The organism is Sphingobacterium sp. lm-10 (genome assembly GCF_023554555.1).
In the GTDB taxonomy this organism is placed as follows: Bacteria; Bacteroidota; Bacteroidia; order Sphingobacteriales; family Sphingobacteriaceae; genus Sphingobacterium.
Window position 1 is genome coordinate 1,197,424 of record NZ_JAMJWC010000001.1, and the last position, 14,914, is coordinate 1,212,337.

The following is a 14,914-nucleotide window of genomic DNA, read 5'->3' on the forward strand; positions in this document are numbered from 1 at the left end:
TTATGTATCCTGATATATCGAAATACTTCGAGATAGTAAGTTAGTCGGTAGCCGATAGATGATGCTGTCCCAAGAGGGCATATTGTGCCGCATAGGTAAACATAAACATCCCCTCGACACCCTGTCCGTCGCGTTCGCCCGCCCAACCGGTTAGTAAGTTGGTCGGCAGGTACCCATTTTGATTAAAGCGTTCGAAACCATAATCCAGATTGCGTTGAAACGCTTGAAGATAAGCAGCATTTTGTTCGTTCAAATTCGTAGATTCTTGATATCCACGCAACAGAATACCGTTAAACCAGTTCTTAAAACCATCGGTTCCAAAACTATGGTATTGAGGCACATCCCTCCCCAGAGACGCAAACTGCGAGAAGCTCGCTTGTGACAATGCACGCACATCCCGGGCGTAGCTTTCTTCGCCGGTAGCGCGGTATAAATCCGCTCCGCCAGAGATCATGGTTCCGCTATTGTAGGTAAACGCTTCGCCTACTGCGTCTCTAAGTGGCGTGTTGCTCCGATAGCGCACGCCGCCGATCGTTTCGTATTGGATGTCGCAATTGGGCACGCAGCCACCCATCATATCGCTGTATACGCCATTGCTATTTAACAGATGGCTTTTCTGCCAGCCATAGGTTTTTTTCGCATAGTCCAGGTAGTAATCGGCTTTTTTGACCATTTCGGTTCGCCGAGTCTCTCGATCTGCGGCATCAATATACCTCCGCTCGACCTGGTCAGATTTGTCTTTGTACAACTCATGCAACCAAACCAAGGGCGTAATCAGAGGTCCATTACTACAGGCGTGTTTCGTAGTATAACCCGGTCCCCAAGGTATGCCGCCATTTTCGATTCCCTGATCGTCTAGGGTCGTATCCCATCCATCCAATACGTATTCCGTCAGGTATTCGGCTTTCTCCAAATAAGCCGCATTTCCCGTCAGATGGTGCGATTCCAGCAATTCGCGAATCAGCCACATCTGGTCGTCATACACGTTGAGGATACCGGATACATTGGCCTGCCCTTTCTGATTAACGCGATCCACCGCATATACCGACCAGGATTTGGTCTGGGTGTAGGATACTAATTCGAAGCTCCCTAAGTAGTAATCGGCCTCCTCGTAGAGCTTGTTCAATAATTGTACATAACGCGTGTAGTGCTGTTCGTAGAGTGTATTGTCGCCAGCCTGTTGCGCCTTTTTCAATCCACCAATAATCGCATTTACCGCTTCAATACCTGCGGTGTACATCCAGACCGAGGCACGCTCGCCGGATTTTACTTGTGTAAATGGATTGTAGAATCGACGCATCTCAAATGTTTGAGGATCAAATTGTTTTTCGATAGTAATGTCGACTAAAGCGATGGAGCGTTCGAGATTACGTAATGCCATCTCCTTGGCTTGATCATCGACCGTCTCCTCCACTTGTTCTACTTGTTGAATGGCATTTTGCGAGCAGGAGGACATCCCACTGGTAGTCATCGCTCCCCCCATAAGCGCGACACGGAAAGCGACTTGAGCAATACAGTTTAATTGCATGATGTTCTGAATTTGGTTTACAATTTTAGTTCCGGTTAGCTTGGTTATAGCTCGCCGATCATAACAAAGGCAATATAGAGCGACAGGGGTTAATTTATGGGTTAAAATAGGCTTATTAATACCTAAAGAAAGTATTAACCCTTTTAAATTTACAAAATCAACAACCCTATTATGCTTGGGAATCCATTAGGGAGCTGATCTTTGCTAAATCGTTTATTGACATTTTTTTTTACATTTGTTATGACAAGACTGCCAATGATGTGGACCCAAAAGTCCCTGATGAACTCGATGATGAAAGCAACTAACCCACCTCTACTCGTATTTCTGTTTTTTTGCCTTTCCATTTTTTACTTTTCATCTCATCTTATGGCACAGGGAATTCAGTTAACCGGGAGTAATCATCCGATCGAGCAGCGTTCGTCCGTTCGGCTATTCGAGCAAAACCATCCGAATTTTAGAGGGATAGTAAAGATTAACTTTGATCTACATATCCGGGATGACGGCACAGCGGGTTACCTGATCCGCCTCAAAAACAACGCACAACATCCCACATACAATCTATATTTCGATAAAGAGGATAACGAAGCCGTTTTTCGGTTTAATGAGGAGGGTAAAAGTGGTCTAATTCGACTGGCTATTTCAATGGACAAATTGAAAAAGCAACGCTGGTTAGCCATCCAAATGACCTACGATTTGCGCGAAGGCAACATCTCCCTGTCTTTGGGAGAATTTGCCACACAAAGCGTTAGGGCACCTCGTTTAGATAGTTATTCGCCTGTCGTCATATTTGGTAAAAGTGATTATTTGATCGATGTCCCCTCTTTTTCCTTACGGGAATTGGTGATCACGGATGAGCAACGTAAACTTGTGTTTCCGATGAAAGAAAGTACAGGTATCGTGATACATGATGAATCTGGAATCCCTCGTGGCAAAGTATCTAACGTCACTTGGTTATTCAACAACGCCTATCATTGGCATCGTAGCGACGCCATATACTCCAATCGCAAATCTGGATCAGAGTATGACGAAAAGAAACAGTTGGCTTATTACTTTAATAGTGATTCGTTATACATCCATCACTTGCGAGAGGGCTTTACAGAAGCAATTCGGTTTGCTAATGCTTGCCCAGTATTGATCAAGCTGGGCAACAGTTTTATTGACTCGACAGAAAATCGCTTGTATGTGTATGAAACTTTTTACGAACATCCGTACGAAGGCCCGACTGTAGCCAGCTTGGGCTTAAGTGATTATACCTGGCGTGTAGAGAGTAGCCAATATTTAGGAAATGAATTAAATCATCATGGAGCACTTTATCTAACGAATCAACGAACACTGTTCGTTTTCGGGGGATTTGGCAATATGTTGTACAACAACAACCTCATGCGCTATGAAATAGCCAATTCTACCTGGACTACCCCGCAAAATATATCCAACGATCAGATACTACCTCGGTATTTTACTTCCATGGGCTATGGTAAAGCGACTAAAAAGGTCTATCTTTTTGGTGGAATGGGAAATGAATCGGGTCAACATATTGTTGGTCGGAAGTATTTTTACGACCTCTACGAGATGGATCCTACAAGTGCCAGCACGAAGAAGTTGTGGCAGCTGGATTGGCAGGAACCTCATTTTGTGCCCGCGAGAGGATTGGTTATTCCAGATGATAACTGGATTTATATGCTCGGATACCCGGAGCACGTTTCCCGTTCTTTGATCCAGCTAAGGCGATTTTCTCTAAAAGATGGTAGCTACGAAAAGCTGGGCGATTCGATCCCCATTTATTCTGACAAAATAAGCACCCGTGCTAAGCTCTATCACGATAAAAACCTGCAAAAATTGATTGCGCTGGTACAGGAATCCGACGATGACATCCGATCGAAACTATCGGTTTATGAACTCGATTTTCCAGCGATCAGCCAAACAAAATTGCACGCATTTCCCAACGGAAGTCACGGAAATCGTGCTTGGTGGATTGGTCTTTCCGCCGCATTCATTATTGCAGGAGCCGTGGTCGTCTATCGTCGACAGATAGGAAAGCAACCCACACTTATTACAGGAACAATTCAGCCAAAGGCTCCAAAGCCAGAAGTTGTCGAGGAAGGTCTATTAAAGCCAACCGGATGGAAACATCCCGATAAAAATAGTATTTTTTTATTTGGTGATTTTACGGTTCTTGACCGTCGAGGCAATGATATTTCTCATCTATTCAGCACGAGGTTACGGCAGGTTTTCTGTCTTATACTCGTCCATAGCGATGCGGCTGGGATCAGCTCTACTTTGTTAAGTTATCTGATCTGGCCTGATAAACCAAAAGATAAAGTAAAAACCTCCAGAGGTGTAACGATCAACAACTTGCGCAAAGCACTGAGTACCGTAGAAGGCATAGAGATCGTGTATGAGAACGGGCATTATCGTGTTGCGATCACCTCACCCTGTTATTGCGACTATAGCGTTCTGCGCGCACAGCTTGCAAAAAATAAAGATCTGATAGCAGAAGACATCAACCTTTTGATCCGACGTGGTTCCTTCTTATTGGGTTCAGACGATCCTTTGTTTGACGAGGCCAAAAGTAAGCTGGAGGACGAACTCATTTCCAATCTACACAAGAGCATCGTAGAACTGGAAAAGCAGCAAAACTGGACTTTACTCTTTGCCGCTGCCGACCTGCTCATTGCTTTAGATCCGGTTCACGAAATGGGACTAAAAAAAGGTCTGAAAGCATTGCAAATGCTCAATTTAATACAACAGACTAATCGTTTCTATGCTCGCTTCACCGCTAATTACCAACAATTATTGGGTGAAGAATATCCTCATACCTTACAACAAGTACTTACACTATAGCTTCATCTAAAACAGCCGGACCATGCCTTATTTTAAAACTGGCCTCCCTATCCGACAGCAGAACCGATTACTTTTGATGGCATAAAACAAGGAGCTTGCCTTATCAGCATCAATATGCAGCGCTGTTAGTTAAGCCATCAATACATGAAGAGTATGCAAAATAACCCCGCTTTACGAAATGACTGGACAAAGAAAGAAGTAGAAGCCATCTACCAACTTCCTCTATTAGAACTTATCTATCAAGCCGCTACGGTACATCGTACCTGGCATAAACCACAAGAAATACAATTGTGCACACTGCTGTCCGTAAAAACAGGGGGCTGCCCAGAAGATTGTGCTTACTGCGGACAAGCGGCACGGTATCAGACCGGCATTCAGGTGCAGGCGTTGTTGTCCACAGACGTCGTCTTAGCGCATGCTCAAAAAGCCAAAGACGTGGGATCCTCCCGGTTTTGTATGGCAGCGGCTTGGCGGGAAGTTAGAGATAATCGAGACTTTGATCGAGTTATCGACATGGTCAAGGGCGTAAATGCCTTAGGACTAGAGGTATGCTGCACTTTAGGCATGCTCACGGAAGGGCAAGCAGAACGACTCAAAGAGGCCGGGGTACATGCCTACAACCATAACCTAGATACCTCGGAGGCATATTATGAGCAGGTTATTTCTACTCGCCAGTTTGATCAGCGCGTAAATACCCTCCATCATGTGCGAAAGGCTGGTATGACGGTGTGCTCTGGCGGCATTGTCGGTTTGGGAGAAACACCTGCCGACCGCATAGCGATGTTGGTTACCCTTGCTACACTGCCCCAACACCCTGATTCTGTGCCGGTGAATGCATTAGTCCGTGTAAAAGGAACTCCCTTGGAACACCTACCAAAAGTTTCCATCTGGGACATGGTCCGCACTGTGGCTACGGCACGCATTATTATGCCGGCAGCTATGGTAAGACTCAGTGCCGGGCGCATGGAGATGTCGGAAGAAGAACAGGCTTGGTGCTTTATGGCGGGAGCAAATTCCATTTTCACGGGCGAAAGGGAAACGCTATTGGTCACACCCAACCCGGGTGTGACCGAAGATATGTGTATGCTAGATAACCTTGGATTGATACCGATGGTCAAACAAAATAAGGTTCACGAAAGCGCTACTAATTAATTAGTCGAGCGAAAACGTTCGAAAAATTCATACGTGCGTAGCATCTGATCAATGCGTTGACCGACATTGCCCGAACGGGTGATCTCGTGGTCTGCATCTGGATGCCGCACATATTCCACGTCTCTACCCAGGTATTTCAATTGCTTGTAGAGGTAGTCGCTTTGCGTCGGACCAGTGCGGTTGTCATTTTCCCCATGGAAAATCAACAAAGGCGTATGAATCTGCGTCGCATAAGTAATAGGCGACTGTTCTTGCAAGATGGCTAAGATGCCGTCTTCCCAAGGGAAGCCACCAAAGTAACGCTTTAACATGGGCCATACATTGCCACTGCCAAAAAAGGTGTATAGATCGTATACCCCACGCTGGCTCGACGCTGCACGGAAGCGCGCATCATGCGCAATGATCCAAGCCGTGAGAAATGCGCCATATGAACCTCCTGTAACATACAAGTTCTTCGTATCTACCCAACCCTGAGCGACGACCTTATCCACGGCGGCAAACACGTCTGATGAAGGACCTTTACCCCAATCCCGGTAGTTGGCTTGTAAAAAAGCTTCTCCATACCCATTGGAACCGCGTGGGTTACCGTATAAAACGCCATAGCCTTTCGCCAGAAAGTATTGATATTCGTGCCACATACCGGCATCACCCGGGCCAAACATGGATGCAGGGCCACCATGAATTTGCACCAATAATGGGCTTTGCTGTTTCGCACTGGCAGAAGCTGGTTTCAACAACCAGTACTCTACTTCCAAACCGAGCTCATTGGTGAAGGTGAATTTTTCAGGTTTAGCGATGGTTTTCCCTTCCAACCAGGATGTATTGATCGCCGTAAGGGGCTGTGCTTTGTCAAAGTCCGCTTCAGCGACAAATAGTTCCGAAGGATTGGCATAGGTGGTTTTGGAGAATAATGCTTTCCCTTTACCCACCCAGTAGTCGTTTATACCTTCATCTACTGAGGTAAGTGAAGACACTTTCCCGGAGGATAATGCTACGTGGTTGAGCACTTTACCGCCGTTGCTTGGCGCAATAAAATAAAGATCAGCATCGTCTGTACCAAATTGCACCTGCCCTACAGATCTATCGTACTTTATAGGCGTTTTGATCCAATCCTTTGTGTCGTAAACCCACAAATCTCCCTGAGTGAGCGTATGGGGCAACGATCTGCTGATCGCGACTTTTTTCCCGGATGAAGAAACGGCCTCCAACTGATAGCGATACTGCCCATCGCCTATGATCCGCTGCGACGTGCCTTTGTCAACATCGATCAACACGATATCGGATGTATTGATTCGGTCGGGATGAGCCAATGTATCCCGATCCACCGCTGTAATCACCTGATGATCCGACAAAAACTCCGCACGGGGATACGACCGGAAGCCGGAAGTAAGCGGCGTCGCTTTACTACCTTCCTTCAAATCAACGCGATACCAGTGTGTGAAATAAAGCGTACCGGTGGTAGAACTTTCTGTTTGAAATTGCAATTTATTAGTCCGCTTCGCCAAAGTCTTCTCTTCATTCTGTTGCAAGTATGCCGCAATTTGCGCGGCATCGCCATCTGGATCAGGCGTAGCCGTAGACTTTTTCAAAGAGGCATTTTGGGCATCCCCGGGACTTTCATACGGCCATTCCGGCAGGAGACCTTGGGGATTAAAGTCGGCACTTTCTACCAGGTCGGATAAGGTCAATCGCACGGACAGCAAGGCTTGCTGTCCATCGGCACTGAAGCGTGCCTGCTGTACCGGATAAGGCACAGCTGGATAAAATGGCAGACTGTCTACACCCTGATTATAGGCATGTAACTGTTGTTCCTTCCCCTTTCCTTTCACCAAAGTCCATCGTCTACCGTCTGGACCATAATAGATCTGTTGAATCCGATCATCAAGTCCGGCGGTATCTCTCCACGCGGCGGTGTGATCGGCGCCACGATGTTTGCGAATAGATCTACTATCGGGCACCTGATGTGTGAACCACTGGGTTTTGTAGGTATACCCACCGGTAACCGTGGTATCTGCGACGACTGCTTTCACTGCGTAGGCTACTTCAGACCCATTCGGGTGTGCCTTTAGATCGGTGATCTGCTTGATCTTCGTCAGATCACTGACTTTAATTTTATTTTCCTGCGCAAGCAGTGGGTGGAGAATAATAAGACCGGTTACGGCTAAAAAAATGCTTTTTATCTTCATACTTTATGGTTATTGAGCCGTATCGACGGCGATTAACTTTTCGATCAGGTGTTGCGCAGACAAGCGCGCTTTCTGGTCAATAAACCTAGGCTCGGTATCGTCTCCAATTTCGTACACCAAGGCTTCTGCATCGTAATTTTTATAAAAATAGCTATATGCGGTGAAAGTTGGGCCTTCAAAATACAAAGGTTTGATATGCGGATCGTATCCTGGTATCGCTTTTTTCAATCCCGCTATCCAATCTGGCACAAAGCCGGGGAAGCGACTGGGTAACGAAGGGTCCACGGTGTAATGGATATCCTGTGCGGTAGAGTGAAAATCGATGGCGAAAATGAGTTCGCGATCCTGCTCTTTGATCTCTTTCTGGAAATAATCGCGAAAAGCGCGGGTCTCGGGCTGGTGGAATGCATCCCAGTCGCGGTTCAGGTCAACCCCATGCGCATTCGCGCGCCAATGGCCACCATCTACGCCATCAGGATTGCCTACCGGAATCAGGTATACATAGTATTCGTCGCGAAAAGCTTTGGCGTCTGACGTATTGCCCAACAAATATTCGACAAAACCTGCATAGGCATAATGTCCGGTAATCTCGGGCGGATGCTGACGGCCCATTACGAGGATGCGTTTTTTACTTTTTGGGTTGCCCACACCGTATACGTAAAGCGGCGCATGGAGCGCTGTTTTACCTACTTCTACTTTTTCAATGTCTGCACTTAACTGTTCCAACCAAGCATATGCTTTTTTGGAAGGAATGTTTTCCTGCGCAGTGACCCAGACTTTATTCGGTCCTACCGGCAGGCTAAAGGCAGCGGATTTTTTTCGATCGCCTTCGATTCCATAGGTTACGTCTGATAATTTTTCCCAATGATTATCTCCTCGACTCACTTTCGGATCATAACGGTGGTAAAAGCCCGGGGCGTAGGTAATTTGTATCGTGATCGTCGTATCTTTTTCTGCCCATACCTCAAAGCCATACCACGGACTTTGATTAATGGGTGTCTTCTCCGGCGAAATGAATACCTGATACGTGCCTTCAGGCGTTTTAGTGAGATCATTTAGCCGCGCGCCATCGGATTCGTTGCTAAAAAACACCCGATTATCTGCGCTATACCTTTTTTTGACTTGCTTCTCTGTAGGTTGGTCTTCCGTCGACTCATAAGCAATAGGCTCTTGTCCTTTAAACGTGTTATTTACCCAACCCAGACCCACTTTCGAACCGCCTTTTGCGACTTGATGACCGTTAAACAAACTGTCTAATACCTGGCCCAAACGTTCGCCTTTTACATTTTTAGCGACAATAACGCCTTGGTCATCGACCAAAAAATTGGCCGGAATGGCGCGCACCGCATAGGCTGCCGCAATGTCACTATTCCAATATTGCAGTTCAGAGACATGCAACCAGGTCAATTTATCATCTTCAATTCCTTTCACCCAGGCGTCCTTTGTTTTATCCAAGGAAACGGCATAAATCTGGAATCCCTGATCGCTGTATTTTTGATAGTTTGCCACGATATTTGGGTTTTCCCGGCGACATGGCGGACACCAGGAAGCCCAAAAATCGATCAGTGTGTATTTTCCCAGATTATCGTACAGAGCCACTTCTTTTCCATCGGGATCAGCCGCCACAATTGCCGGTGCTTTCTTACCAACGGCTACCTCCCGTACCACGTCAATAATGCTGCGCAGATCTTTCGTGTAACGGGATTGCTGCTGTGCCGGAGTTAATAATGCAATATTTTGCTCCAATTCCTCTGGCGAAAGCCGATACGACCAATCTCTGTATAGCACATAACTGGATACGATATTATCGGGATGCTGACGGATAAAATCCGCGACATCGGTATGCCTGGCTTTTCGGTAATTTTCGAACAGCGCATGCGCGGAAGATCCCTTTACCTCCAGACCATCCGAAGAAGCACCATCCAATCGAATGGTATTTTTCCCTTTATCTAAAAAGACATACGATGGGGCATCTTCCTTGGTAAGGGATACGCCGTATAATTCCGGCAAAGGTAAGCGCGTAGTAAAAGAAAAACCTCTTTTGCCCACCTTAGCCGAATCGATAAGGGTAAATGTTTTGTTTTCAAAGCGGTGCAAGTATACATGGTCGCTATCAGTATTGGCCACTGTACCTTTCAAACTAAGGTTTGTAGTCTGTTGCTGCGCTTTCCCGGGCGTGATGCTCAGGCTGGACAGCAGCCCTATAGTAATTAAATATGTCGTTGTCTTCATATGTGTATAGCTTGTCTTTTAAAGTCCATATGGAATATTCCAGGTTTTTTGTCGCGTGAGCCACGAATGGTTTTTTCACAAAAAAACTGACCTTAAAGGCTTTAAATAAATATTTTTTTAATTTTTAATTTCTCACTTCTACCTTCAATAGAGTTTGTGTTGGGAGAACATGAATATTTCATGCGGTGTTTTTTATCTAAATAATGTATTCGTCGCCAATTCTGTATTTGGCGGTGGAAAAATATAGTTCTGTGCGCTCGTCTCTACGCGCGGCGTCTGGATATTCGCATCCCCTTTCGCGGGAAGTGGCTGCAATCGGCGCAGTAAGTCATGTCCTCCGAAGCCTTCTCCTAATAACTCGATCCGCCGTTCCTGCGCAATGGCATCAAGCAAAGCAGATGGATTGGCGATCGTCTCGGCCGGAAAGTTGTAACTCGCGTCAGAACGGTGGTGCACCCCTTGCAGTAAGGCAGCAGCCAAGGACAATTGTCCGGATTCAGCGGCAGCCTCGGCGTAATTGAGCAACACTTCGGCATAGCGGATAACAGGGATGTAGTCTACATAAGGAGAAGCTTTCGCATATTTCCTCAAATACTGTCGCCCACCATTTGCTTGCAGAAACCCACGTCGACGATCACCGGCTGTCCATTGTGTATTGCCTAAAATACCCGTAGGATTCAAATAATACTCCCGGTTAACCAAATATACGTATCCCAGCGCAGATTGTCCAGAAAGCGCATCGGTCGGTGTCATTGGCATACTCAGGATTGATTCCGTCGTGGTGTAGTTGCCTCCGAATACCACTTGGATATCAGATTGAAGCTGATGCGCAACACCCCGTTGAGCAGCAAAAGGCGCGGTAGTCTGAGGAACGATCTTGGCCGATTCTTCGAGCACCTTGGCGTAATTACGAATTGTTAGATATACCCGTGTTTTCAAAGCGATAGCCGTGTTTTTATGCGCACGCGTGGTGTTTAGCAGTGCGGTCGTATAGGTTTCGGGCAATACTTGTTCGGCTTCTTCCAAATCCTGTATAATCTGCGTGTAAACCTCTGCTACCGTACTGCGTGCCAGGTCATTGTTAGCGGTTCCTGTTTCCGCTTGCAGCCGCAAAAGAATACCCGGAGAAGCGCCCTGATCACGGTTATAGGGTTGCGCAAAAACCGTAATTAAGCTAAAATACGATAGCGCCCGCAGAAACTTCGCTTCGCCGATATAGGCCGCTGCGGCCGCTTCCGGAATAACCTGAGTAGTATTCAGTCCCTGAATGACGATGTTCGCACTATTGATCGTAGCATAGGCTGCGGACCACAAATTATTGACATCGTTAGAACCTGAACTGTAAGAGTTGTTCCAGCTTTCAAAGGCGGTATAGCTATTCGCCGTCAAGTTGATAAAGTCTTCTCCGCGCACGTCCTGATACAGGAGATAGCGCCCTCCATATAAGCTGGCAGCTTTAAGACTACGGTACATGCCATTCACCAGGCCTTCTATCCGCGCGGGCGTGTCGAAGACATTCTGGTCGGAAATACTGGTTTCCGGCACGGGATACAATCCCGATTCGCTTTTGCAGGCCTGTGATAGCGTAAGGGGAAGCAGACCCCATGCCAGGTATTTTTTAAGGTGTTTATGGATATAATTTTGCATGTTTTCCAAAAAATTAAAATGAAACATTTAAGCCTGCACTCCAGGTGCGTCCCAGTCCGATGGAGTTTTTCTCGACACCCATGGATGTCGCAGAGTTTCCATTGGAGGACGATTCGGGGTCCGCTCCGGTATAACCGGTGAGCAGAAATAAATTGGAAGCCTGTCCGTAAACCCGAATGCTGGACAGCCCCAGCCGAGCAAATGCTGCCGGACGGAAGGTATAGCCTAAAACTACTTGTTGCAGGCGTAGAAAATCCGCCTTCTCGGCATTGTCGGAAATAGAAAATCCAGCAGACCCATTCGAAATCACATCGTTGTATACCAAACGTGGAATGTCCGTTTCCTGACCCGGCGCGGTCCATCTATTCAACACTTCGGTTGCATTATTATAGAATCGTTGATCCAATAAGGTACCTCGGGTACCGTTCATGATTTTGTTGCCTCCGGCAAAGGTGAAGTTCACCGTCGCGTCAAAATCCTTGTAACGGAAGTTATTGTTAAAGCCGCCGTAGTAGGTGGGCAAGGCATTGCCTAAGACCTGATAATCAGCCACCGTGATCGGTGCAGCGGTGGTACCGTCGAGGTACGTCCAATTGCTCTGCCCGGACGCCACTACCGCGCTATATTGAACGCGTTCCCCATCCCGGTTGATGAAGATACGCTGTCCATTTTCTGGATTTACCCCATCCGTTAATGCGCCATAAAGACTACCTACGGAATAGCCCACCCGCGTGATGTTATTCGCTTCGGTGGTCGTGTGGGTGTAACCAATAATATCGCTATTGCCTTCGGCTAATGCCGTAACCCGGTTTTTTACATGCGTAATGTTCAACCCCGCATTCCAGGAGAAATTTTCCGTACGAATCAGGTCGCCATGAATAGCCACCTCCAAGCCACGGTTATACATGCTACCCACATTAGTGGCAATGCTATTGCCCGGGATTCCTTTGGAAGGAGATTGTGGTGCATTCAGGATCAATCCGTTTACATTATTCCGGAAATAGTCGACATCCACATGGAGCTTGTTGCGCAACAGGCCGAAGGTCAACCCGACGTTGGTTTGCTCGGAAGTTTCCCAACCCAGATTCGGGTTACCAGCCTGCGAGAGGTTCCAGGTAGACACGCCACCGTACAAGGCGGAACTGTATAGGTTCAGCGACTGAAATGCGGAAAGATTTCCATTCCCCACTTTACCCCAGCTGGCGCGTACACGCAAATCGCCTAAGGCGTTGGATAGGCCTTCGCTGTAAAATGCCTCCTCGAAGATAGACCATCCGGCAGAAACACCTCCAAAGTCGCCATACTTATTATTTGCTCCTAATGCGGAGTTACCATCACGTCGGAAATTAGCTGTCAGAAAATAGCGGCGATCATAATTATAGGATCCGCGAAAGAAGGTCGAACGGAAGAACTGCTCGTTCAGCGTACCCCCCGCTGCAGAAATGGTCGCCCAGCTTCCTTGAAAGTTCTCGAAAAATGGGTCGGCAGCGTTGTTCTGCGAAGCACTCCAGATATCGTTATCATATTGCTGTATATCATAGCCCAACAAGAGGCCGATATCGTGTTTCTCGCCAAAGGTGCGGTCGTAATTCAGGGTATTGATAAAGTTCCAGTTGTTGCGCAGGGCACTCAGGTTGGTGACTGCACCACCGTTGGAAAAGCCTGACGATCCCAAGTTCGGACTGAGATAAGTCTTGGTCGTCGTCAGGTTTCTATCGACTGCATACGTACTGGTAAATTTTAGACCTGGAGCGAGTTGCAACTGCGCATGGATATTACCTAGAATGTGATCGTTCCCTGTCGTGTAACTGCTATAGTCAAATAAGGCGGCCGGATTATACAAGGTATTCGTAAATCGGTTGGCTCCAGGCCCTAGCAATCCCGTACCGCTCAGGTTATAAGACCCATCTGGGTTGTAGGCGGCCACGTTTGGTGGAAGCGCCGTAGCCAACCTCGCGCCACCGATCAAAAATAGCTGGCTACCCGGTAATGATCCGGAGTTCTGTGCATCGTTAAAGGTCTTGTTATAATTCAAGTTACTCCCTACGCTAAACCAGTCATTTACCTTATGCTCAATATTGAAACGTATTCCCTGACGTTCGAATTTATTGCGGGCGAAAAATCCTTCCTGATCTGAAAAGTTTGCCGACATGTAGTATTGGGTTTTTTCATTTGCTCCGCTGATGGCTAAGCTATGATTATGGCTGTAACCGGTCTGATAAACGTGATCATACCAGTTCGTTTCGACCAGATTCCCCGCTTCATCATATTGCGGAAAGAAAAGCGCATCGGCTACGGCCGGGTTATCTTGGTTGCCAGAGAGAATTTTGCTGTTTCGTACGGCTTCGTTTTTTATATCGATATATTGTTGGGCATTAAGCAGTTTAGGTAAGCGTGCGGCGCGCACCGCCGAACCCCACACATCGTAGGTGACCCGTGATCGACCTGCCTTCCCTTTTTTGGTCGTGACGAGCAGTACACCACCTGCCGCACGAGAACCATAAATGGAGGTAGAAGCGGCGTCTTTCAATACGTCAATAGACTCAATATCTGCCGGATTAATGTCTGCCAGCGGGTTGTTCGGGATATTATTAGATCCGATATTGCCGGTGTTGATCGGAATACCATCGACTACGACTAAGGGATAAGAACTTAGCGAAATCGAATTCACTCCCCTTACACGGATTACGGGTGGGTTATTAAGCAATCCATTGGGTAGTGATACACTCACCCCTGCCGCTTTCCCGACCAGCGCCTGATCGAAACTTTGCACCGGAATGTCTTTGATATCTTCTGAAGAGACACTAGCGGCAGCGCCGGTAAACTCACGTCTTTTCTGTGTACCATACCCGACGACAACGACTTCTTCTACTGAACTGCTTTTAGGAACAAGACGAACGGTATCGCCCGGATTGCGAATGGTCGCCGTTTGTTCTTGATATCCAACATACGATACTACCACGCGGGCGGGCAAATTTTGTCCGGTCACGAAGGTGAATAAACCCTGGCGGTTGGTCGTTACGGCGTGTGTCACGCCATAGAGTGTTACGGTGGCGCCTTCTATTGGGGCGCGGTTTTCCGCATCGACAACCACGCCACGAAATGACGCATTGACGATAGTGCGTGGGGATTCTTGCGCCTGCAGCGATGTCGGCCTTGCGCATAGAAAAATGATCAGTATACCCGTGGTATATCCGAGCATCGTTATATTTTTCATAAAACGAATGAATTAGGATAAGAAAATGGATTGTTTATGCTTTAATGGATCGACAATATCGAATAGGTGGTGCCGACATCATCGTGTGTAATAGCTTTGATTAGCTACACA

7 protein-coding genes are annotated in these 14,914 nt (G+C 47.0%); 2 read left to right on the forward strand and 5 right to left on the reverse strand.

Annotated features, from left to right (window positions below):
* Positions 1-40: 40 nt before the first annotated feature.
* On the reverse strand, positions 41-1,528 hold the full coding sequence (locus M8998_RS04725) for a glycoside hydrolase family 76 protein (RefSeq protein WP_249990975.1): 1,488 nt from the start codon (positions 1,526-1,528) through the stop codon (positions 41-43).
* A gap of 366 nt (positions 1,529-1,894) precedes the next feature.
* Between M8998_RS04725 and M8998_RS04730 the strand changes: the two genes are divergently transcribed.
* Both M8998_RS04730 and bioB read left to right on the forward strand, forming a co-directional pair.
* The gene (locus M8998_RS04730; RefSeq protein WP_249990976.1) at positions 1,895-4,369 is read left to right on the forward strand and encodes an AfsR/SARP family transcriptional regulator; all 2,475 of its coding nucleotides are present in this window, start codon (positions 1,895-1,897) and stop codon (positions 4,367-4,369) included.
* A 153-nt stretch (positions 4,370-4,522) separates the two neighbouring features.
* Entirely contained in the window at positions 4,523-5,521 is a 999-nt protein-coding gene (gene bioB / locus M8998_RS04735; RefSeq protein ID WP_249992424.1) for a biotin synthase BioB, read from the forward strand.
* Here bioB and M8998_RS04740 read toward each other — a convergent pair.
* From M8998_RS04740 to M8998_RS04755, 4 genes are all read right to left on the reverse strand, one after another.
* On the reverse strand, positions 5,518-7,707 hold the full coding sequence (locus tag M8998_RS04740) for an alpha/beta hydrolase family protein (protein ID WP_249990977.1): 2,190 nt from the start codon (positions 7,705-7,707) through the stop codon (positions 5,518-5,520). The two genes, bioB and M8998_RS04740, sit on opposite strands and share 4 nt — an antisense overlap.
* A gap of 9 nt (positions 7,708-7,716) precedes the next feature.
* Complete coding sequence (locus M8998_RS04745; RefSeq protein ID WP_249990978.1) at positions 7,717-9,939, reverse strand: redoxin domain-containing protein; 2,223 nt, start codon at positions 9,937-9,939, stop codon at positions 7,717-7,719.
* A gap of 192 nt (positions 9,940-10,131) precedes the next feature.
* Positions 10,132-11,586 carry a RagB/SusD family nutrient uptake outer membrane protein gene (locus tag M8998_RS04750; protein ID WP_249990979.1) on the reverse strand — a complete coding sequence of 485 codons (1,455 nt, stop codon included), beginning with the start codon at positions 11,584-11,586 and terminating at the stop codon, positions 10,132-10,134.
* A 13-nt stretch (positions 11,587-11,599) separates the two neighbouring features.
* A complete protein-coding gene (locus M8998_RS04755) occupies positions 11,600-14,803 on the reverse strand; it encodes a SusC/RagA family TonB-linked outer membrane protein (RefSeq protein WP_249990980.1) in 3,204 nt (1,067 codons plus the stop codon).
* Positions 14,804-14,914: the final 111 nt, after the last annotated feature.